The organism is Streptomyces sp. NPDC093984, assembly GCF_044764595.1.
GTDB lineage: Bacteria > Actinomycetota > Actinomycetes > Streptomycetales > Streptomycetaceae > Streptomyces > Streptomyces cynarae.
In genome coordinates, this window is the sequence record NZ_JBIWIM010000003.1 from 425,255 (window position 1) to 445,946 (window position 20,692).

Below are 20,692 nucleotides of genomic sequence, written 5' to 3' on the forward strand. Positions count from 1 at the left end.
CCCTTCGACCCCGCCGGGGCTCCGCCCCGGACCCCGCTCGGGGGCCGACTTTCAGCTCGTCCGGGGGTCCCCCCTGCTCGAAGAGCTTGGGGGAGTTTGAGGACGAGGCCGTTCAGGCCGAAGCGGGGTCTGGGGCGGCAGCCCCCGGACGGGAAGGGTAGGGGCGGCGGGGGCGAAAAAACCCGTGCACCACGGCAGGGGAATGCACCCCAAGGCCCCCAGGTTGGCCTCAACGCGGGGGCAGACAACCACGGGCGTACCCTGGTGTACGCCGAAGAATCGAAGCTACAGGGAGCCGACGTGTCCGCAGTCGCACCCGACGGACGCAAGTTGCTGCGCCTGGAGGTCCGCAACAGCCAGACCCCCATCGAGCGCAAGCCCGAGTGGATCAAGACCCGGGCGAAAATGGGTCCCGAGTACACGAAGATGCAGAACCTCGTGAAGAGCGAGGGGCTGCACACGGTCTGCCAGGAAGCCGGCTGCCCGAACATCTACGAGTGCTGGGAGGACCGCGAGGCCACCTTCCTCATCGGCGGCGACCAGTGCACGCGCCGCTGCGACTTCTGCCAGATCGACACCGGCAAGCCCGAGGCCCTCGACCGCGACGAACCGCGCCGCGTCGGTGAGTCCGTGGTCACCATGGACCTGAACTACGCCACCATCACCGGCGTCGCCCGCGACGACCTGGAGGACGGCGGCGCCTGGCTGTACGCCGAGACCGTGCGGCAGATCCACCAGCAGACGGCGGACCGGGAGGGCGGCCGTACGAAGGTCGAGCTCCTCGCCCCCGACTTCAACGCGATCCCGGAGCAGCTCCAGGAGGTCTTCTCCTCCCGCCCCGAGGTCTTCGCCCACAACATCGAGACCGTCCCGCGGATCTTCAAGCGCATCCGCCCCGGCTTCCGCTACGAGCGCTCCCTCAAGGTGATCACCGCGGCCCGCGACTACGGCCTGGTGACGAAGTCGAACCTGATCCTCGGCATGGGCGAGACCCGCGAGGAGGTCAGCGAGGCTCTGCGCCACCTGCACGACGCCGGCTGCGAACTGGTCACCATCACCCAGTACCTGCGCCCGAGCGTCCGCCACCACCCCGTGGAGCGCTGGGTGAAGCCGCAGGAGTTCGTGGAGCTGAAGGAGGAGGCCGAGCAGATCGGCTTCTCCGGCGTCATGTCCGGTCCGCTCGTGCGCTCCTCGTACCGCGCCGGGCGGCTCTACCGGATGGCCGTCGAGCAGCGTCAGGCAGATGCTCCGCGGCAGGGCGGCACATACGTCGCCGCCCAGGCCGTCTGACCCAGTCGTCACCCCGGCCCTGGCACCCCGTGCCACTTCCCGTGTGTGAATCCGCACACAAGCGGCTACCGCCGGGTAGTGGCCGATTGACGCGGTCCCGACCGTCCCCGCAGCTAGCGGGCACCGTCGGGGCCGCGTTCGGCTTTTCGCGCTGCGCAGCAAGGCTTCATTGGCGTTTGACCGGTCGGTCACGTCCTGGTAACACCAATCAGTGAGCCTGGCTTTACGCCCGGTAGCACCTAGGCCACGAGCCGCCGACCCCAAGGGGACCTCCACCATGCAGGCCGCACCCGTACGTGCCAACGCGATTCCGTCGTTCACCGATGCACTCCGTGCCATCGAGTCGCTGCTCATGAGCGGTGGCCAGCGGACCGCCCGTCGCAACGCCTGGACCTCCGTCCTGGAGGACCGCCGCCGCGCCAAGGACCGGGTCGAGGCCGAGCGCGTCCTCGAGGCCGCGGCGTCCCGCTCGTAACTGCCGGTCCAGGCCGCGGCGCACCGCCCGCCCGTAAACAGCCACGCGGTCCCGCTCACGGCCGCCACGTGGCACCTCCCCGGCGCACGGGAGCGTCCCCACCGCTCCGCACCGCTTCGCACCCGCTCCACCCGGCACTGCCGTCGTAGCCGCTTCCCGGGCCACGTAGACTGCGTGGCATGGCGAGGAAGGAACCTGCAGCGGACGCTGCGAACGCCGGGCGACTGAAGCAGATCGCCCTGACCTACAAGATGACCCGCAAGGCCGATCCGAAGATCGGTCTTGTACTCGCGGCTGTCGGAATCATCACCTTCGGTGTCTTCCTCGCGATCGGTTTCTTGATCGGCCACCCCATCTATCTCGGCATCCTGGGCCTCCTGCTCGCCTTCCTCGCGATGGCGATCGTCTTCGGACGCCGGGCAGAGCGCGCCGCCTTCGGCCAGATGGAGGGCCAGCCGGGCGCCGCAGCGGCGGTCCTGGACAACATCGGCCGCGGCTGGACCACCACCCCGGCGGTCGCGATGAACCGCAACCAGGACGTGGTGCACCGCGCGGTCGGCAAGGCCGGCATCGTCCTGGTCGCCGAGGGCAACCCGAACCGGGTCAAGAGCCTGCTCGCCGCCGAGAAGAAGAAGATGGCGCGCATCGTCGCGGACGTGCCGGTGCACGACCTGGTCGTGGGCACCGGTGAGGGTCAGGTCGAGCTGAAGAAGCTGCGCACGACGATGCTGAAGCTCCCGCGGGTGCTCACCGGTCCCCAGGTGACGGCCACGAACGACCGGCTGCGGGCCCTCGGTGATCTGATGAGCAACATGCCGCTGCCGAAGGGGCCCCTGCCGAAGGGGATGCGGATGCCGCGAGGTGGCCCGAAGGGCCGATGAGCCGACAAGCCGAGATCGCGTCGATCGGCCGTCCACAGACGTCATGTCGTGGACGGCCGATCGGCGTTTTCGGGCCCGGGAGGAACCTCAGGTCCTGACCTCGACCGTCCCCGCCATCCGGTCGTGCAGCCCCCTGCCGTCCCGGTCCCAGATCAGCGGCGGAACGGCCAGGCACAGCAGGAGCGTGCGGAGCACCGCGCGCAGGGGCGACACCCGGCCCGTGCCCAGGGCCACCACCCGCAGGCCGAAGAGGCGCTTGCCGGGGGTGAAGCCGATCGTGCCGACCGTGAGGACGCCGAGCACGAAGAAGACGAGCAGCGCCCAGTTGCTCGTGGCCGGCTCGTAGCCGTGGGTGATCAAACCGTATGCGATCAAGACGCACAGGCCCCAGTCGACGGCGAGGGCGCCGAGGCGCCGGCCCGGGCGGGCGATCGAGCCCGGTCCCTGCTCCGGCAGACCGAGCTGCTCCCCGCGGTATCCGAGGTCCGCCCCGGCTTCCTCCATGGCCGCGCGGGGACCGGAGAGCCACGATCCGATTGCTTGCCTGTTGTCCACCCGTCCACGGTATCGCTCCCGATTTGGCGGGCCGGGGTCCGGGGTCACTCAGGCGCGAGCTGGTTAACCTGGGAGAAACAAATGGGTCACGCCTGAGAAACCGCCCGTCCCTATGGTCGGCTGCAGCGTGTGCCACCGCACTGGCCGCACGAACGAACTACCACCCCGGCACGGACGGTCGGGAGTAGGAGGAGCTGGATGTTCCAGAACGCCGACGAGGCCAAGAAGTTCATCGCGGACGAGGACGTCAAGTTCATCGACGTCCGCTTCTGCGACCTGCCGGGCGTGATGCAGCACTTCACGGTGCCGGTTGAGGCGTTCGACCCGGACGACGAGCTCGCCTTCGACGGATCCTCGATCCGTGGCTTCCAGGCCATTCACGAGTCCGACATGGCGCTGCGCGCCGACCTGTCGACCGCACGCGTCGACCCGTTCCGCCGGGACAAGACGCTCAACATCAACTTCTTCATCCACGACCCGATCACGGGCGAGCAGTACTCCCGTGACCCGCGGAACGTGGCGAAGAAGGCCGAGGCCTACCTCGCCTCCACCGGGATCGCCGACACGGCGTACTTCGGTCCCGAGGCCGAGTTCTACGTCTTCGACAGCGTCCGCTTCGCCACCAGCGCGAACGAGTCCTTCTACCACATCGACTCCGAGGCGGGTGCCTGGAACACCGGCGCCCTCGAGGACAACCGTGGTTACAAGGTCCGCTACAAGGGCGGCTACTTCCCGGTCCCGCCGGTCGACCACTTCGCCGACCTGCGCGCCGAGATCTCCCTGGAGCTGGAGAAGGCCGGCCTGAAGGTCGAGCGCCAGCACCACGAGGTCGGCACCGCCGGCCAGGCCGAGATCAACTACAAGTTCAACACGCTGCTCGCCGCCGCCGACGACCTCCAGCTCTTCAAGTACATCGTGAAGAACGTGGCCTGGCGCAACGGCAAGACCGCGACCTTCATGCCGAAGCCGATCTTCGGTGACAACGGCTCGGGCATGCACGTCCACCAGTCCCTGTGGAGCAACGGCGACCCGCTGTTCTACGACGAGGCCGGTTACGCGGGCCTGTCGGACACCGCCCGCTACTACATCGGCGGCATCCTCAAGCACGCCCCGTCGCTGCTGGCCTTCACCAACCCGACGGTGAACTCGTACCACCGCCTGGTGCCGGGCTTCGAGGCCCCGGTGAACCTGGTGTACTCGCAGCGCAACCGCTCCGCCGCGATGCGCATCCCGATCACCGGCTCGAACCCGAAGGCCAAGCGCGTCGAGTTCCGCGCCCCGGACTCCTCCGGCAACCCGTACCTGGCCTTCTCGGCGCTGCTGCTGGCCGGTCTGGACGGCATCAAGAACAAGATCGAGCCGGCCGAGCCGATCGACAAGGACCTGTACGAGCTGGCTCCCGAGGAGCACGCGAACGTCCCGCAGGTCCCGACCTCGCTGTCGGCCGTCCTCGACTCGCTCGAGGCCGACCACGAGTTCCTCCTTCAGGGCGACGTCTTCACGTCCGACCTGATCGAGACGTGGATCGACTTCAAGCGCACGAACGAGATCGCCCCGCTCCAGCTGCGTCCGCACCCGCACGAGTTCGAGCTCTACTTCGACGTGTGAGCCGGCCGCTGCCGCAGCACTGACACGGAGCCCCGTCCCCGCCCCCGGGTGGAGACGGGGCTCCGTCGTTCCCCCGGGGCCTCCCGGAGAGATTTCAAGAGGCACTCTTTGCCTGCCATGGAGCCGTTCGGAACCGGTTCATGGGCCGGGTTGGGCGCACAATGGGGAGGGGACGAGTGCCTTACTGCGGGGTACTGCGGGGTGATGCACGATGCGGAGCCGGTTCCAGAGCGATCGGCGGCTGACCGTCCGGATGACGGTCACGCTGTTTCTGCTCGGATTGCTGTACGTGGCGTTCGTCGCCGCGCTGATCGCGTTGCTGAAGTCCTGGGTGCTGGTCGTCGTGATCGCGGCGGTGGCACTGGGCGCGCAGTACTGGTTCTCGGACCGGATCGCGCTCTACGCCATGCACGGGCGGATCGTGGAGCGCGAGGAGTATCCGCAGCTGCACGGTGTGGTGGACCGGCTGTGCGCCGTGGCCGACATGCCGAAGCCGCTCGTCGCCGTCTCCGACCTGGACATGCCGAACGCCTTTGCGACCGGCCGCAACCCCGATCACGCCGTGCTGTGCGTGACCACCGGGCTGCTCAGGCGGCTGGAGCCCGAGGAACTGGAGGGTGTGCTCGCGCACGAGCTGTCGCACGTGGCGCACAAGGACGTCGCCGTGATCACCGTGGCGTCGTTCCTCGGGGTGATCGCCGGGCTGGTGGTCCGGTTCGCGTTCTACTCGGAGCTGTTCGGCGGGCGGGGCCGCAAGGACCAGAACACCATCGCCGTCTTCGGCGCCGTCATGGGGATCTCGGCGCTCGTCTACGCGATCAGCTTCCTGCTGATCCGGGCCCTGTCCCGGTACCGGGAGCTGGCCGCGGACCGCGCCGCCGCGCACCTGACCGGGCGGCCCTCGGCGCTGGCGTCCGCGCTGACCAAGGTCACCGGGGACATCGCCCGCATCCCGACGCGGGACCTGCGGACGGCCCAGGCGTTCAACGCCTTCTACTTCACCCCCGCCTTCGGTTCCGACCCGGGCATCTCCCGTCTGTTCTCCACGCACCCGACCCTGGAGCAACGGCTCGAGCAGCTCGCCCGTATCTCCGCGGAACTCGGCGAGGCGGCGGCGCCGGGAAAGGCTGGCTGAGCACCGATGGGGTTCCTGGACATCCTGCTCGGCCGTACGAAGCCGGTGGCGCCCGACCTCGACCAGCTGTTCGCCCTGCCGTCGGCGGCGATCACGCTCGAGGCCGCCGCCGGGTTCACCCCGACGGGGACCGGCGCGGTCTGCTTCGCCACGGTGGAGGGCGGCGCCTTCACCCAGGCCAACCGGGAGGTCCAGGCACTCCTGGACGCCGACACCGACCGCACCGGGCCACCCGTGGAGCTGCGACGGGACGACTACGGCTACTCGTGGCTGGTCTCCCGCCGCACCCCCGACCAGCTGTCCGCCCTGGTCAACGATCTGCACGCGGTGAACAGCGCGATGGAGGTCAACGGCTTCGGCCCGCAGCTGCTGTGCTCGGTGGCCGGCTTCCAGGGCCCGGGCGGGCGACGGCTGGGGCTGGTGTATCTGTACAAGCGCGGAACCTACTATCCGTTCGCGCCGCTCGCCGGGCAGGGCGAGCGGCGCGACAACGCGCTGGAACTGCAGATCAAGGCGGCCCTCGCGAACGATCTGCGGATCGAGCAGGACCTCGGCCGGTGGTTCCCCATCTGGGGCGCGCCCGGCCTGTGACGCCTGCTCCTCCTCGCGCTTCCTACTTGCCGCCCTCCTGGCGGCGGGCCTCGAAGGGGCGCTCGCGGCGGTAGCGGCGCTCCCACTTGGCCTGCTGGTCACGGCGCGCGCGGTACTCCTGGTAGCTGGCCGCCGAGGCCGGAGCCCCTCCGGTGCCCGCGGAGGACGAGCCGCGACCGTATCGCACGTACAGGACGAACAGTGCTATGGCGGCGAGCCACCAGATGTGGTTGCCGAATCCGAAGAGGACGAGGACGACGGTTCCGGCAAGGATGATGGTGCCCATGACGCCCTCCTTCGCTTGGGTGAGTGGTTGTGCCACGGGGATTCGACGGGGTGCCCGGGATCTGGGACCCCATCGGATGTGTGTCCAGCGTAGGGAGGCGGTCACTGCGGGTGCATCTGCTTTTCGATCCGAGGGAGACGGCATGGGCGGCGGAGGGCGGCACATCGGGACGGTGGAGCGGCGGGCCCGGCTCGCGGTGCGGCACCGGCTGGGTGCCGGGTCGCGGGCGGTGACGCCCGAGGAGGTCGCCGGGTCGCTGGTCGCGCTGCACGGCACGGATCCGGCCACGGTGTACCTCGCCGTCGGGGCGCGCCTCGCGGACGCGGACAAGACCGTGGCGGAGGTCGAGCGGGCGCTGTACGAGGACCGGACGCTGGTGCGGATGCACGGCATGCGGCACACCGTGTTCGTGTTCCCGACCGAACTCGCCGCCGTGGTGCACGCGTCGACGGGCCTGGTGAACGCGGCGAAGGCCCGCGCGGCGCTGGTCAAGAACATGGTGTCCGGAAGCGGTGGCCGGCTGACGGCTCAGTGGCTCGCGGAGGTCGAGGCGTCGGCGCTGGCGGCCCTGGCCCGGCGCGGTCAGGCGACGGTCAGCGAACTCACCAGGGACGAGCCCCGGTTGAAGGAGCAGTTCACCTACGGCGCGGGCAGGAGCTACGAGGCCCTGCAAACCGTGTCGTCGCGGCTCATGCGCGTCCTCGGTGTCGAGGGCCGGGTCGTCCGGGGGCGCCCCCTGGGTGCGTGGACGTCGTCGCAGTTCCGTTGGGCCGTCGCCCCGCCCCACCCCGAACTCCCGCCCGCACAGGCCCAGCGGGAGCTGCTGCGACGCTGGCTGGCGGCCTGCGGGCCGGCCACGGAGGGGGACCTGAAGTGGTGGACCGGCTGGAGGGTCACGGAGGTGCGCAGGGCACTGACGGCGATCGGGGCGGTACCGGTGACGCTGGACGGCGGGGCGACGGGGTATGTGGCGCCGGGCGACGAGGAACCGCTGCCGGCCGCCGAACCGTGGGCGGCCCTGCTCCCGGGCCTGGACCCGACGGCGATGGGCTGGCAGGACCGTGACTGGTACCTGGCCCCCGAGCTGCGCCCGGCCCTGTTCGACGGCAGCGGCAATGTCGGTCCGACGGTGTGGTGGGACGGCCGGGTGGTCGGGGGGTGGGCTCAGCGGGCGGACGGTGAGGTGGTGTGGCGTGTGCTGGACGGGGAGGGGCTGGGCCGGGAGGCGTACGAGGCGATCGAGCGGGAGGCGGCCCGCCTGGGGTCGTGGCTGGCCGGCACCCGGGTGACGCCGCGCTTCCGGACACCGCTGGAGAAGGAGCTGTCCGACCGCCCCGGCCCGTCCGGCAGTTGAGCACGAGGCCGTTCAGGCCGACCGGGCTTCCGGGGGCGGAGCCCCTGGGGACGGCAACCCGACGCCGGGTGCCCACAGGCAAGAGGGCACCCGGCGCCACGCTCAACGGCTGTAGCGCATCAGCGCCCGCACCATGTGGCACGTCGTGTCCGACGGCGGCCGTATCCCGACCCGCTCCGCCGTGCTCCGAATCGTCTCGTTGTGCGCCTGGTTCGGTACGTACACGCCGGAGTCGAGCAGGGCGATGGCGAGGCGCATCGCCTTCAGGCGCCGGTTGTGCGTGACGTACCACTCGCGCGGCCGCCCCGGCGGGAGCGGTCGCTTGGCCACCGGTGCGTACGGCAGGTCCATCGGGACCGGCCGCCGCGCCGTCGACCGGGTCGGCTTCGGCTTGGTTGCGGCAGCGGGCACAGGCATCCTCCTGTCGCGGTCAGGGAGGTGCCGGACAGTCCGGCGCCTCCCTCGAACACTGCTTCTATTTTACTGCCCCCCACTGACAAAAGCCCCTGGCCACAGGCCATTTGAGACAGGTTGTGACACGGGTGAGAAGGGGTGTGTCGGCTACCGTGTGGGGCATGGAGATCTGGATCAACCCGGCCTGCTCGAAGTGCCGCAGCGCCCTCACCCTGCTCGACGCCGAGGGCGCCGACTACACCGTGCGCCGCTACCTGGAGGACGTGCCGACCGAGGACGAGATCCGCGAGGTCCTCGACCGGCTGAACCTCGAACCCTGGGACATCACACGCACCCAGGAGGCCGACGCCGAGGAACTGGGCATGAAGGAGTGGCCGAGGGACGCCGCGTCGCGCGACCGCTGGGTGCGCGCGCTCGCCGAGCACCCGCGGCTGATCCAGCGGCCGATCATCACCGCCGACGACGGTACGGCCGTGATCGGGCGCACGGAGGAGGCCGTACGGGACGCCCTGTCCCGCTGACGCCGACTCCCCTGTGACCTACGTTACTTCGCTGACTCCTGTAAACCGCTGAGTAACTCCGTTCGGTATCTCGTACATAGCGGCGTACCTATCGCGTCCGGTCGCCGGTGACGGCGGCCGGGGACAGGAGGCGCGCATGTCGCGTAGGAGAACCCTCAGTCCCAAGAAGAAGATCGCGCTGGCGGTCACCGCCGTCGCCGTGGCCGGCAGTGGGGCCTTCGCCCTCGCCGCCACCTCGAACGCGGCGAACGTGCAGAACGCGTCGACCTCGACGGTCTGTCAGGGCCTGGCCACCGCGCTCGGCAACAACGAGTCGTTCATCGCCGCGCAGAAGGCCAACCCGGACGCCCAGTCGGCGGCACGGATCGCCAACCGCGAGGCGGTGGTCGCCGAGATCAAGCGGAAGCAGGAGGCGTCCGGCTGCCAGGTCGGGGAGTCGATCCAGGCGGGTGGATCGGGATCGGCGCAGTCCGGCGGCGCCGCGCAGGCCGGGGGGTCGGCTCAGGACCCCCAGGCCTCGCAGGCCGCCACCACCGCGCCTGCCACGACCGCGCCCACGAACAACACGGGAGGCGCCGGCACCGCTGCTTCAGGCCAGCAGGTCTGCAAGGGCTCCACGGTGACGCTCTCCGGTGAGGGCGGCGCCCCGGCCGCGTCCAGCAACCAGTTCCCGGCGGGGACGACCCTGAAGGTCACCAACCTGGACAACAACAAGTCCACGACGGTGAAGGTCACCTCCGTCTCCGGCAGTTGTGTGCTCCTCAACAACGCCGCCTTCGAACAGGTCCGCGAACCCGGCAAGTTCCTGATCCGCCGCGCCCTGATCGAGAAGGTGGGGTGACACCGGCGCTTCGGTAACTCCAGGAGGCGGCACGTCACGTGGCACGGTCCCGCTGTTCGCGGCCACGAGCAGCAGGACCGGCAAGCGGGGCGAGCGCGGCGCGGCGGCGCTCGGACGCGGGCCCGTGACCGGTTTCCGGTCGGGAAGCCGGCGGTCGCCTCCTGGAGCCGCGGCCGCTCCACTTGGAGCGGGCCCCGAGGTCGGCCACCGTACAGGGGGCGGTGGCCGACCTCACATGCGCTGAGGCTCGGCTCAGCGACGAGGTCCATGGCGTGCTCGCCAGGGGTCGATGGTGCAGGCGGCCAGGGGTTGATGGCGCACTCGCCAGGGTCAACGGCGTATGCGCCGGAAGGGGACGGACCGGTCACCGAGTGATTCCCGGCACGGGAGCCCCCGGTAACACGGGGTTCACACCAGAGCAATGGCCGGGAAATCGCCTGTTGACAAGCTGCCGGGCATCACCCGGCGCCCCATTGCCGCAGCGCCGCGCACCCGCACGACCCCTGCGACTGCGCTGTCGACCGCGCAGTCGAGACCACCCCCGAAGGATGTGGCCCCGTGACCTTCAAGGCTGAGTACATCTGGATCGACGGCACCCGGCCGACCGCCAAGCTCCGCTCCAAGACCAAGATCCTGGCCGACGACGCCAAGGGCGAGGAGCTGCCGATCTGGGGCTTCGACGGGTCCTCGACCAACCAGGCCGAGGGCCACTCCTCGGACTGCGTGCTCAAGCCGGTCTTCTCCTGCCCCGACCCGATCCGCGGCGGCGACGACGTCCTGGTGCTGTGCGAGGTGCTCGACACGGACATGACCCCGCACGCGTCCAACACCCGTGCCGCGCTCGCCGAGGTGGCCGAGAAGTTCGCCGCCCAGGAGCCGATCTTCGGTATCGAGCAGGAGTACACCTTCTTCGACGGCTCGCGTCCGCTCGGCTTCCCGGAGGGCGGCTTCCCGGCCCCGCAGGGCGGCTACTACTGCGGTGTCGGCGCCGACGAGATCTTCGGCCGTGAGGTCGTCGAGGCGCACCTGGAGAACTGCCTGAAGGCGGGTCTCGGCATCTCCGGCATCAACGCCGAGGTCATGCCCGGCCAGTGGGAGTTCCAGGTCGGCCCGCTCTCCCCGCTCGAGGTCGCCGACCAGCTCTGGGTGGCCCGCTGGCTGCTGTACCGCACCGCCGAGGACTTCGGCATCTCCGCGACCCTGGACCCGAAGCCGGTCAAGGGCGACTGGAACGGTGCCGGTGCGCACACCAACTTCTCGACCAAGGCGATGCGCGAGGGCTACGACGCCATCATCACCGCCTGCGAGGCGCTCGGTGAGGGCTCCAAGCCGCTCGACCACGTCAAGAACTACGGCGTCGGCGTCGAGGACCGCCTCACCGGTCTGCACGAGACCGCCCCGTGGAACGAGTACTCGTACGGCGTCTCCAACCGCGGCGCCTCGGTCCGCATCCCGTGGCAGGTCGAGAAGGACGGCAAGGGCTACATCGAGGACCGCCGTCCGAACGCCAACGTCGACCCGTACCTGGTGACCCGTCTCATCGTGGACACCTGCTGCACGGCGCTGGAGAAGGCCGGCCAGGTCTGATCGGCTCCGCACAGCTCCCGGAAGGGGCGCCCGCCGTCGTGGCGGGCGCCCCTTCCGCGCCTCGGCGATGCGTGGGCACGCCGGGAAAAAGAGCGTCCAAGCAGTGAGAGGAGGCTCCTGTCACGGGCGTGTGTCTGCTTCAATGAGAACCATGGCCAGCTTCCAGAAGTTCAGCGCGACGGGTCGCCGTGACCTCGAGCCCTTCTGGCCTTCCCGTCAGCACCACGACTTCGACCGGGTGTGTTGTCGCGCGAACACCGCGCGGGCCCTGTAGAGCCGTACACCCGGCAGCCGTACCGGCACAGCCGTCCCTCCGGCCTTCGGCCAGCGCGCACGACGTACGTCCCCCGACGAACTCCTCGCGCGAAAGAGCTGACCTCTCATGGCGACCACTCGTTCTCTCTCCACCGCCGCCCTCACCACCGCCACCCCGCCGAACGGCTCCGCGCGGCACCGGCTGCGTGCCGTCGACCGGGACGAGGCCGTCGACGTGGCCGACTTCCTGCCGCCGGGCGCCACCTGGCTGCCCGCGCCCCCGCACGCGCTGCCGAGCCTGCCGGGCCGCCCGCCGATGATCGGCTACCTGGTGCTCGTCCCGGCCGACCAGCAGCCCCCGTTCCCGCCCGTCGCGGTGCCCGACCAGCCGGACACGGAACAGGCCGTGGACGCGGACCCGCTCGTCCGCGTCGACACCGGCCGGCGCACCGCCGAGGTGGACGGGCGGCCGCTCGACCTGACCTATCTGGAGTTCGAGCTGCTCGCCCACCTGGTGGCGCACCCGCACCGGGTGCACACCAGGGACCAGCTGGTGACCACGGTGTGGGGCTACGGCCATGTGGGCGACGGGCGCACCGTCGACGTCCACATCGCCCGGCTGCGGCGCAAGCTGGGCGCCGAGCACCGCGAGACCATCCGGACGGTGCGGCGCGTGGGCTACAAGTACGTTCCGCCGACGGGCCGTTGACCGTCTGCTGACGGCAGATCACCGTTCCCTACGGTCGCCCGACCGGGCAGAGTCACCGGCATGAGGCTTCTGGTGCTGGGTGGTTCGGAGTTCGCGGGACGGGCCGTCGTGGAGGCGGCCGTCGGGCGCGGCTGGGACGTGACCGTCTTCAACCGAGGGACGCACCGGCCCCCGGTCGGTGTACGGGCGTTGCGGGGCGACCGCACTGCGCCCGACGGGCTCGCCGCTCTCGCGGACGGCGAGTGGGACGCCGTCGTCGACACCTGGTCGGCGGCGCCCCGGGCCGTGCACGAGGCGGCGCGGCTGCTGCGGGGCCGTGCCGGGCGGTACGTGTACGTGTCGAGCTGCTCGGTGTACGCCTGGCCCGCGCCGGCCGGGTACGACGAGAGTGCCCCGCTGGTCGAGGGCGCCGAGCCCGACGCCGGCGCGACCGACTACGCGCGCGACAAGCGGGGCGCGGAGATCGCCGCCGTCGGGGCCTTCGGCGCGGACCGCTCCGTTCTCGTACGGGCCGGGCTGATCCTCGGCCCGTACGAGAACGTCGGCCGGCTGCCGTGGTGGCTGACCCGCATCGCCCGCGGCGGGCCGGTCCTGGCGCCGGGGCCGCGGGAGCTGCCCCTGCAGTACGTCGACGTGCGGGACATGGCGGAGTGGATCCTCGGGGCGGCGGAGCAGGAGCTCAGCGGGCCCTACAACATGATCAGCCCGCAGGGGCACAGCACCATGGGCGAGCTGCTCGACGCGTGCGTGGACGTGACCGGTGCGGCGGCGGAACTGCGATGGGCCGGGCCGGAGTTGATCCTCGGCGCGGGTATCGAGCCGTGGACGCAGCTGCCGGTGTGGGTGCCGCCGGGCAGCGACATGCACGACTCCCTGCACTCCGCGGACGTCTCGCGGGCGCTGGCGACGGGCCTGAGCTGCCGTCCGGTCGGGGAGACCGTCGCCGGCACCTGGGCGTGGCTGCGGGACATCGGCGGCACGGCGCCGATGCGTCCGGACCGCACCCCGAAGGGGCTCGACCCGGAAGTGGAGGCGAGGGTGCTCGCGGGGCTGTCCGGGGGTGTACCTGACACCACCCCCTGACCGGGGGGTTCGGGCCCGTGACCGCCGCCCGGCCCTCGGCCAGACTGACGCCATGAAGACTGACATCAGGCGCCGGGGTGCCCGCGAGCGCGCACGAGAGGTGGTCCTGGCCGCCGTGCGGGGGCTGGTGCTGTCCTTGGCGGTGCTGCCGTTAGGCGTGGCGTTCCTCGTGCTGACCCTCCTGTCCCTCGCGTTCGTCCCGCTCGGGCTCGGGCTCGTCACCACCCCGTGGGTGCTGACCGGCGTGCGTGCCCTGGCGGACACCCGGCGCAGGCTCGCGGACGAGTGGTGCGGGATACGGATCCGCTCGGCGTACCGGCCGCTGCCCGCGGACGCCAATCCGTGGTCGCGCACCTTCGGGATGCTGCGCGACCCGCAGACCTGGCGGGACGTGCTCTGGCTGCCGGTGGACATCACGGCGGGCTTCTTCACCGCGCTGCTGCCGGCCGTGGTGCTGCTGTACCCGGTGGAGGGGCTCCTGCTGCCGGCCGGGCTGTGGCGGGCCTACGTGCCGAGCGGGGGCGGCGCCTACTGGTACTCCTTCGTCCCGGTCTCCGGCCAGGCGACCGCCTTCGGCGCGGCCGCGCTCGGCGCCGCGCTCGGCGCCCTCATCTGGCGGTACACCCCGAGCCTGCTCGGCCTGCACTTCCGGCTCACCCGGGCCGTCCTGGGCGCCCCGCACGGTGAACTCGCAGAGCGTGTCCGGGTGCTGACCGAGACGCGGCGGGACGCGGTGGACACCTCGGCCGCCGAACTCCGCCGCATCGAACGCGACCTGCACGACGGGGCGCAGGCCCGGCTGGTGGCGATGGGCATGGACCTGGGCACCATCGAGATGCTGCTCGACAAGGACCCGCAACAGGCCAGGAAGCTGCTGGCCCAGGCGCGCCGGAACTCCACCGAGGCGCTGGAGGAACTGCGCGACCTGGTCCGGGGCATCCATCCGCCGGTGCTGGCCGAGCGCGGGCTGGGCGACGCCGTACGGGCGCTGGCGCTGCGTCTGCCGCTGCCCGCCGAGGTCAGCGTGGAGCTGCCCGGCCGGGCGGACGCGCCGGTCGAGTCGGCCGCCTACTTCGCGGTCAGCGAGGTCCTCACCAACGCGGTCAAGCACTCCGGCGCCGACCGGATCTGGGTCGACCTGCACCACGGCGAGGGCATGCTGCGCATCTCGGTCACCGACAACGGCAAGGGCGGCGCGGTGATCGGCGCGGGTTCCGGGCTCTTCGGAGTCGAGCGGCGGCTGGGTACATTCGACGGCGTCCTGGCCGTCAGCAGCCCTGCGGGCGGTCCCACCATGGTCACCATGGAGATCCCGTGCGCGTTGTCCTAGCGGAAGACCTCTTCCTGCTGCGCGACGGACTGGTCCGGCTGCTCGAGGCCTACGACTTCGAGATCGCCGCCGCCGTCGAGTCCGGTCCCGAGCTCGCCCGCGCGCTGGCCGAACTGGCGCCCGACGTCGCCGTGGTGGACGTACGCCTGCCGCCGACGCACACGGACGAGGGGCTGCAGTGCGCGCTGCGGGCCCGCCGGGAGCGGCCCGGGCTCCCGGTGCTGGTGCTGTCCCAGAACGTGGAGCAGTTGTACGCGCGGGAGCTGCTCGCCGACGGCACCGGCGGGGTGGGCTATCTGCTCAAGGACCGGGTGTTCGACGCGGAGCAGTTCGTGGACGCCGTACGACGGGTCGCGGCGGGCGGCACCGCGATGGACCCGCAGGTGATCCAGCAGCTGCTGACGCGGCGTGCGGCGGACGACCGGCCGCTGGCCCGGCTGACGCCCCGTGAGCTGGAGGTGCTGGAGCTGATGGCGCAGGGCCGCTCGAACGCGGCGATCGCCGACCGGCTGGTCGTCACCGAGCGGGCGATCGCGAAACACACCTCCAACATCTTCGCGAAACTGGGCCTCGAGGTTTCCGACGACGACAATCGGCGGGTTCTGGCCGTGCTCGCCCATTTGGATCACGGCCACTGAATGAAATTCAAAGTGATGACGCCTACCCGCCTCAACTCCCGTTGAAACAGGGCCTTCTGCACCTCTTGCACCCGAATTGCCCTCAGGAACTTCCAAGTTTTTCTCCGGTCTCTGAACACCCCACCGGCCTCCTGCGTATGGAATGGCGCCGCTTCACCCCTGTCGGGCGCCTCCGCCCCGAAAGGAAGTCAGAGGAGTTCCATGGGACGCAACACGAGAAAACGCCGTACGCCGCTGGCCACCAAGGCCATAGCCGCCTCGGCTGCCCTAGCGCTCGGTGGGGGCGGGTTGCTCTGGGCCAACTACTTCGCCTCGGCCCACGAGACGAACAACCAGGCGTGGGGAGGGAACCAGACCAAGGCCGCCGGCGCGCAGGTCGCGACGATCTCCTGTCCGGACGTCGGCCAGAAGCTGACGAACGTGCCGGCCGCGGCTCGCAGCGGCGTGGCCGCGGAGCTCGCGAACCTCGACAAGCAGATCACCGAGGCCTACTCCCGGCTCGCCTCCACGCGCCAGGCCCAGGCGAACGACGCGAGCTTCGTGCAGAACGCGATCGTCGGGCCCCTGAAGGAGAAGCGGGCCGCGACGATCGACCGGATCAGGATCGACATCCAGCGGGTCGGCGGGACGTTCAACCAGTCGCTGTCGCAGCTCGCCGCCTGCACCACGCTGACCGCCAACCAGACCACCGCCGGCCAGAACAACGACGGCCAGCAGCAGAACGGTGGTCAGCAGCAGCAGAACGGCGGTCAGCAGCAGAACGGTGGTCAGCAGCAGAACGGCGGCCAGCAGAACAACGGTGGCCAGCAGCAGGGCAACGGCGGCCAGGCCGGCAACGGCCCGGTGGCGGCCGACTTCGTCGACATCACGAAGGTCGCACCGAACGTCCAGGGCAAGCCGCGCAAGACCGGCAACGCCTCGACGGGTCAGTTCGTCACGCGCTGCGGTGTGAACGCGAACAAGAACCACAACACCGACAACGTGATCGTGGCCCCGGGCGTGGCCAACGGCGCGCACCACCTGCACGACTACGTCGGCAACCAGAAGGTCAACGCCTTCTCGAGCAACCAGACGTTCCTGCAGGGTGGCACCAGCTGCCAGAACAAGAACGACCTGTCGTCGTACTACTGGCCGGTGGTCCGTATCCAGGACGGGACGCAGGACTTCGACCAGAACAGGGACGGCGGCGGCAAGGAAGGCAACGTCGGCCGGATCCTGACCCCCGTCCAGGCGGAGATCAAGTACGTCGGCAACCCGACCAGCAAGGTCGTCGCGATGCCGCAGTTCCTGCGCATCATCACCGGTGACGCCAAGACCACCACCAACGGCCTGGCGAATGCCAACGCGCACTGGAGCTGCACCGGCTTCGAAAACAAGGTCCAGCTGACGACGCAGTACCCGATCTGCCCGCAGGGCAGCAACGTGGTCCGCACGTTCGCCTTCCAGAGCTGCTGGGACGGCCAGAACATCGACAGCGCCAACCACCGCACGCACGTGGCCTTCGCCGACCCGGCGAGCGGCGCCTGCGGGAACGGCTTCAAGGCGATCCCACAGCTGACGATGCGCCTCGTGTACAAGATCAACCCGCCGGTCATCCAGAACGGCCAGGTGAAGAACGCCTACGCGGTGGACGGCTTCCCGGACCAGCTCCACAAGGCGGCCACCGACCACGACGACTTCATCAGCGTCACGACCGGTGGCCTGGCGAACAAGATCGCCAACTGCATCAACTCCGGTCAGAGGTGCCAGTGACCCGACCGGGCCGATGACCCGACTGAGCCGGTGACCCGGCTGAGCCGGTGACCTACTGAAGAAGGCCGGTGGCGGGATCTCCCGCCACCGGCCTTCGTCGTGTGCCGCCCGTCCAGGCTCAGCCGCTGTGACCGGCGTGGGAGTGGTGGTCCGCGCCCACCTCGACATCGCCGCCGAGCTTGCCGCGCAGCGCCTTGACCACTCCGTCGTCGCCGACGGCGACCCACTTGCGGCCCACGAGGTAGTAACCGCCGTAGTCCTTGGCATCGTTGATCCACTCACGCTGGCCGCGGTCGGTGGCGAAGGTGGCGAGCACGAACTTGCCGTCGGAGTTGGTGCAGATGGCCTGACGGATCTCGTCGGCGTCCGTCTGGATGTTCGGCTTGCAGTTCACGTCCGCCGCCAGGTCCTCGAGGCTGCCGGTCGCCGCCGCCGGGACCTGGTCCTGGGCGGCCCCGGACGACCCGCCCGATCCGCCGCAGCCGGTCAGCCCCAGCAGGGCGACGACGGCACCGGCCGCCAGCTTCTCGCGCGTCCACCTCATGTGTTCCTCCGGTCCTTCGGGCCATGCCGCTGGGAGCCCCGGCGAGGGGCCCTGCCCTTCCGTACGGCTGTGGTGCGTCCGGTGCTCAATGGCGGCACATCTGTGCGACAGTGTGCCGTCGGTACGCGAGACGAGGGGGATGGATGAGCACACCGGACTGGGAGGAGCGCCTGGCCGCGGCCTGGGCCGCTTTCGACGACTACGCCGAGGGGGGCGCCGCGGACTTCCGTGCGCTGATCGACGCCCTCGTCGCCGAACTGCCCGACGACAGCCCGCTCGGGCCGTTCGAACGGGCCTGCGCCTGGGACTCGACGGGCCACTCGGACCAGGCGGTGCCGCTGTACCGGGAGGCGCTGGCGCGCGGCCTCGACGGCTACCGCGGTCGCCGGGCCAAAATCCAGCTGGCCAGCTCGCTCAGGAACATCGGGCAGCCGGAGGAGGGCGTCAAGCTGCTGACCCCGGAACTCGACGTGCCGTCGGACGAGTTGGACGACGCGGTACGCGCCACTCTGGCCCTGTGCCTGTCGAGCCTGGGCCGCGACCGTGAGGGCCTCGCCCTGGTCCTCGGCGCGCTCGCCCCCCACCTGCCGCGCTACCAGCGGTCGATGGCGAACTACGCGCGGCTGCTGGTCGAACCCGGGGACTGAGCCCGCCGGGGCAGCCATGCCCGGTCAGCGGAGTGCGCCGGGGCCCGCCCGTATGCGGCTGATCGCCCTCCTGGCGGGTCACGCGGGGCCGGCCCGGTGCCGACACGGGTCCGCCGACACGGGTCCGCCATCGCGGCAGCGGGCGTGCTGCCACACCTCGCCGCCGCGCCGCCGCGGTGGCGGCGAGCCGGGCCGGCGTTCCGGTGACCAACCTCCGTCTCGCTCGTTTTGCCGGACGTGCAGCCACAGGATGTCGCCCCGCGCCCCACTCCGACCTCCGGACCGGTCGTCGACGTCGAGCAGGCCGAGGCCGCGCTCGTCGAGCACTACCCCCGGCTCGTGCGGCTCGCCTATCTGGTGCTGCCGCCGGGCCTCGGCCGCACCCGGCGGGTCATGACCGCGCACGCCCTCGCCCAGCGGGCGCTGCCCCGCGGGCGTGCCGCCGCGTCGGTGATCCCGGCCCAGGCGACGGGCCGCGACGGCGACCCCGGGTACTCCTACGTACGCCTCCGGGTGGTGCGTACGGCACTGGAGGCGGGAGCGCCGCTGCGGCGCGCCGCCTGGCCGAAGCGCTCCCAGCTGCCGCCGCTGCTGCCGCAGGTGTGGGGTCTGAAGCTCTTCCCGCGTTCCGGCGGCGCCGACGAACTGGCCCTGGACCAGCGGTTGTCGGCGCTCTCCGGCCCGGCCCGCGCCGCCTACGCCCTGCGCGGCCTGGAGAAGCTCCCCGACGACGAGGTGCGCAAGGTGCTCGCCGCGGCGGGCGTCACGGAAGCGGCGGTCGCGGTCCGGCAGGCCGCGAAGGTGCCCGTGAAGGACGCGCTGCTGGACTCCCCCGAGTTCGACCCGTGTTCCCTTCAGGCCCGGCCCACCGACCTGATGCGGCGCCGCCGGCACGCGAAGGCGGCCCTCGCCGCGGTGGCGGCCGTCGCGGTGTGCGGAGCACTGCTCGCGCTGCCCGGCGGCGGCTGGGGCACGGAGGACGCGGCCGCCCCCTCGCACGCGCTGAACCCGGCCGCGCAGGCCGCCCTGGACCCGGCTCGGTTGACGACGGTGCCGCCCGCCGCCTGGAAGACCTCGGCGCGCACCGACTTCTCCGTGTGGCCCGCGCGCGGCGCCCTCACCCGCGACCGGGCGCTGCTGCGGCGCGCGCTCACCGCCTGGGCGCGGCCCGGTGACTCCGTCCGGGTCTCGATGACCCCGGGCACCCCCTCGGGTGCTCCGCCCGGTCCGCCGCGGCTGCTGTACGCGGGGCAGGTCGACACGGCGCGGGTGGTGGTCTTCTACGACGGTCTGCGCATCGTGCGCTACGCCGAGCCGAAGGACGGCTCCCGCGGGGCCGCTCTCGACTTCGCCCGGGTCGACGGGGCGGGCGGAGCCGAGGCGGACGCGGTGGTGCTGGACCGCGCCGACGGCAACGTCCGCTACCTGACGGCCCCCTGGGTGACCGGTGCCGTCGAGCGGGACCTGCGCAAGCCGACGGCGGGGACGATGGACCTCGGCCTGACCGGCGGGGTGACCGCGCCGCTGGCGAGTCCGGCGCAGCAGTCCGGCTCGTGCTCGTCGTGGAACGTGCTGCAGCTGACCGGCGGTTCGGGCACGCGGCTGCTGACCGACCTCGGGGAGCTGGTGCCGGCGCGCCTGACCGTGGGCCGGCCGGGCGCGCCGGGGGAGGTTTCCGGGGCGACGGCGCTGCGCGCGTGGGCGCCCTTCGCCTGCTCCCTGGCGGTGGTGCGGTCGCAGGGTGTGAAGTCGGTGAACGCGTGGGAGTACGCGCGGCAGGCGTTGCCGGACGCCTCCGGGGACGCGAGCTGGGTGTGCACGCGGGCGGACACGTGGCGGGGTGACGGGGCCCAGGTGCAGGCGCAGTTCCACACGCCGGGCGGGGCGGCCGGGGCGGTCGCGGCGCAGGCCGAGGACGTGCCGGCGTGCGGTGCGAAGGATGCCCATGTGCTGGCGGGTGTGCTGTGGAAGTCGGCGAAGGGCGAGTGGTATCTGCTGGCCGCCGGGGCCGAGGACACCAAGTCGATCCGAGCGACGGGCGGGGTGAACGGGTCGGCGGAAGCCCGGCTGCTGGCCGTGCGCGCGAAGCAGGGAGCGGAGGCGCGGTTGAAGGGGACGCTGAAGGACGGAAGGACGATCGGCGGGTTGCGGTGACACGGCACCGGCCCCGTGCGCTGCGGCCGTTCGGTGAGAGAC

22 protein-coding genes are annotated in these 20,692 nt (G+C 71.2%); 18 read left to right on the forward strand and 4 right to left on the reverse strand.

All coding sequences use genetic code 11. The annotated features are described in order from the left end of the window. Nucleotides 1-300 precede the first annotated feature (300 nt). The 3 genes from lipA to ACIRC0_RS14090 all read left to right on the forward strand — a co-directional run bounded on the left by lipA (nt 301) and on the right by ACIRC0_RS14090 (nt 2,646). Nucleotides 301-1,290 (forward strand): lipoyl synthase, encoded by a 990-nt coding sequence (gene lipA, locus ACIRC0_RS14080; protein ID WP_403615605.1) that lies wholly within the window; start codon nt 301-303, stop codon nt 1,288-1,290. A gap of 277 nt (nt 1,291-1,567) precedes the next feature. Next, nucleotides 1,568-1,765: a hypothetical protein gene (locus ACIRC0_RS14085; protein WP_103843610.1), complete on the forward strand. Its 198-nt coding sequence runs from the start codon at nt 1,568-1,570 to the stop codon at nt 1,763-1,765. A 179-nt stretch (nt 1,766-1,944) separates the two neighbouring features. Continuing rightward, nucleotides 1,945-2,646: a DUF4191 domain-containing protein gene (locus ACIRC0_RS14090; protein WP_403615607.1), complete on the forward strand. Its 702-nt coding sequence runs from the start codon at nt 1,945-1,947 to the stop codon at nt 2,644-2,646. 87 nt (nt 2,647-2,733) lie between these two features. Here the strand turns inward: ACIRC0_RS14090 and ACIRC0_RS14095 are convergent, their stop codons facing one another. Continuing rightward, nucleotides 2,734-3,201, reverse strand: a complete 468-nt coding sequence (locus ACIRC0_RS14095) for an RDD family protein (protein ID WP_403615609.1) — start codon at nt 3,199-3,201, stop codon at nt 2,734-2,736. Between the two features lie 198 nt (nt 3,202-3,399). On the opposite strand from ACIRC0_RS14095, the gene glnA reads away from it, so the two are divergent. The 3 genes from glnA (at nt 3,400) to ACIRC0_RS14110 (ending at nt 6,535) form a co-directional block, all read left to right on the forward strand. Continuing rightward, a complete protein-coding gene (gene glnA / locus ACIRC0_RS14100) occupies nt 3,400-4,809 on the forward strand; it encodes a type I glutamate--ammonia ligase (protein ID WP_103843613.1) in 1,410 nt (469 codons plus the stop codon). 211 nt (nt 4,810-5,020) lie between these two features. Beyond that, nucleotides 5,021-5,944 (forward strand): zinc metalloprotease HtpX, encoded by a 924-nt coding sequence (gene htpX, locus ACIRC0_RS14105; protein ID WP_403615613.1) that lies wholly within the window; start codon nt 5,021-5,023, stop codon nt 5,942-5,944. Nucleotides 5,945-5,950: 6 nt separating this feature from the next. After that, complete coding sequence (locus ACIRC0_RS14110; protein WP_403615616.1) at nt 5,951-6,535, forward strand: hypothetical protein; 585 nt, start codon at nt 5,951-5,953, stop codon at nt 6,533-6,535. Nucleotides 6,536-6,557: 22 nt separating this feature from the next. On the opposite strand, the gene ACIRC0_RS14115 is transcribed toward ACIRC0_RS14110, so the two are convergent. Beyond that, a complete protein-coding gene (locus ACIRC0_RS14115; protein ID WP_366029846.1) occupies nt 6,558-6,821 on the reverse strand; it encodes a hypothetical protein in 264 nt (87 codons plus the stop codon). A 142-nt stretch (nt 6,822-6,963) separates the two neighbouring features. On the opposite strand from ACIRC0_RS14115, the gene ACIRC0_RS14120 reads away from it, so the two are divergent. Beyond that, nucleotides 6,964-8,175, forward strand: coding sequence for a winged helix DNA-binding domain-containing protein (locus tag ACIRC0_RS14120; protein ID WP_403615618.1), 1,212 nt, complete (start codon nt 6,964-6,966; stop codon nt 8,173-8,175). A 102-nt stretch (nt 8,176-8,277) separates the two neighbouring features. Here ACIRC0_RS14120 and ACIRC0_RS14125 read toward each other — a convergent pair whose 3' ends face one another. Next, entirely contained in the window at nt 8,278-8,586 is a 309-nt protein-coding gene (locus tag ACIRC0_RS14125) for a hypothetical protein (protein ID WP_388987245.1), read from the reverse strand. A 164-nt stretch (nt 8,587-8,750) separates the two neighbouring features. On the opposite strand from ACIRC0_RS14125, the gene ACIRC0_RS14130 reads away from it, so the two are divergent. The 9 genes from ACIRC0_RS14130 (at nt 8,751) to ACIRC0_RS14170 (ending at nt 17,305) form a co-directional block, all read left to right on the forward strand. Further along, the gene (locus ACIRC0_RS14130; RefSeq protein ID WP_403615622.1) at nt 8,751-9,110 is read left to right on the forward strand and encodes an arsenate reductase family protein; all 360 of its coding nucleotides are present in this window, start codon (nt 8,751-8,753) and stop codon (nt 9,108-9,110) included. 136 nt (nt 9,111-9,246) lie between these two features. Further along, complete coding sequence (locus ACIRC0_RS14135) at nt 9,247-9,951, forward strand: hypothetical protein (protein WP_403615624.1); 705 nt, start codon at nt 9,247-9,249, stop codon at nt 9,949-9,951. 558 nt (nt 9,952-10,509) lie between these two features. Beyond that, a complete protein-coding gene (gene glnII, locus ACIRC0_RS14140) occupies nt 10,510-11,538 on the forward strand; it encodes a glutamine synthetase (protein WP_366029841.1) in 1,029 nt (342 codons plus the stop codon). 151 nt (nt 11,539-11,689) lie between these two features. Further along, nucleotides 11,690-11,812 (forward strand): hypothetical protein, encoded by a 123-nt coding sequence (locus tag ACIRC0_RS14145; RefSeq protein WP_366029840.1) that lies wholly within the window; start codon nt 11,690-11,692, stop codon nt 11,810-11,812. 108 nt (nt 11,813-11,920) lie between these two features. Next, complete coding sequence (locus tag ACIRC0_RS14150) at nt 11,921-12,502, forward strand: winged helix-turn-helix domain-containing protein (RefSeq protein ID WP_403615628.1); 582 nt, start codon at nt 11,921-11,923, stop codon at nt 12,500-12,502. Between the two features lie 60 nt (nt 12,503-12,562). Then, nucleotides 12,563-13,585 (forward strand): SDR family oxidoreductase, encoded by a 1,023-nt coding sequence (locus ACIRC0_RS14155; protein WP_403615630.1) that lies wholly within the window; start codon nt 12,563-12,565, stop codon nt 13,583-13,585. Between the two features lie 52 nt (nt 13,586-13,637). Beyond that, nucleotides 13,638-14,915 (forward strand): sensor histidine kinase, encoded by a 1,278-nt coding sequence (locus tag ACIRC0_RS14160; protein ID WP_403615632.1) that lies wholly within the window; start codon nt 13,638-13,640, stop codon nt 14,913-14,915. Next, entirely contained in the window at nt 14,900-15,553 is a 654-nt protein-coding gene (locus ACIRC0_RS14165; protein ID WP_403615634.1) for a LuxR C-terminal-related transcriptional regulator, read from the forward strand. The genes ACIRC0_RS14160 and ACIRC0_RS14165 overlap by 16 nt, the downstream gene beginning before the upstream one ends. A gap of 201 nt (nt 15,554-15,754) precedes the next feature. Further along, entirely contained in the window at nt 15,755-17,305 is a 1,551-nt protein-coding gene (locus ACIRC0_RS14170; RefSeq protein WP_403615636.1) for a DUF1996 domain-containing protein, read from the forward strand. A 118-nt stretch (nt 17,306-17,423) separates the two neighbouring features. On the opposite strand, the gene ACIRC0_RS14175 is transcribed toward ACIRC0_RS14170, so the two are convergent. Then, the gene (locus ACIRC0_RS14175; RefSeq protein WP_403615638.1) at nt 17,424-17,849 is read right to left on the reverse strand and encodes a hypothetical protein; all 426 of its coding nucleotides are present in this window, start codon (nt 17,847-17,849) and stop codon (nt 17,424-17,426) included. Between the two features lie 143 nt (nt 17,850-17,992). On the opposite strand from ACIRC0_RS14175, the gene ACIRC0_RS14180 reads away from it, so the two are divergent. Together ACIRC0_RS14180 and ACIRC0_RS14185 are read left to right on the forward strand one after the other, a co-directional pair. Next, on the forward strand, nt 17,993-18,496 hold the full coding sequence (locus tag ACIRC0_RS14180) for a tetratricopeptide repeat protein (RefSeq protein ID WP_403615641.1): 504 nt from the start codon (nt 17,993-17,995) through the stop codon (nt 18,494-18,496). Nucleotides 18,497-18,733: 237 nt separating this feature from the next. Further along, a complete protein-coding gene (locus ACIRC0_RS14185; RefSeq protein WP_403615644.1) occupies nt 18,734-20,650 on the forward strand; it encodes a hypothetical protein in 1,917 nt (638 codons plus the stop codon). Nucleotides 20,651-20,692: the final 42 nt, after the last annotated feature.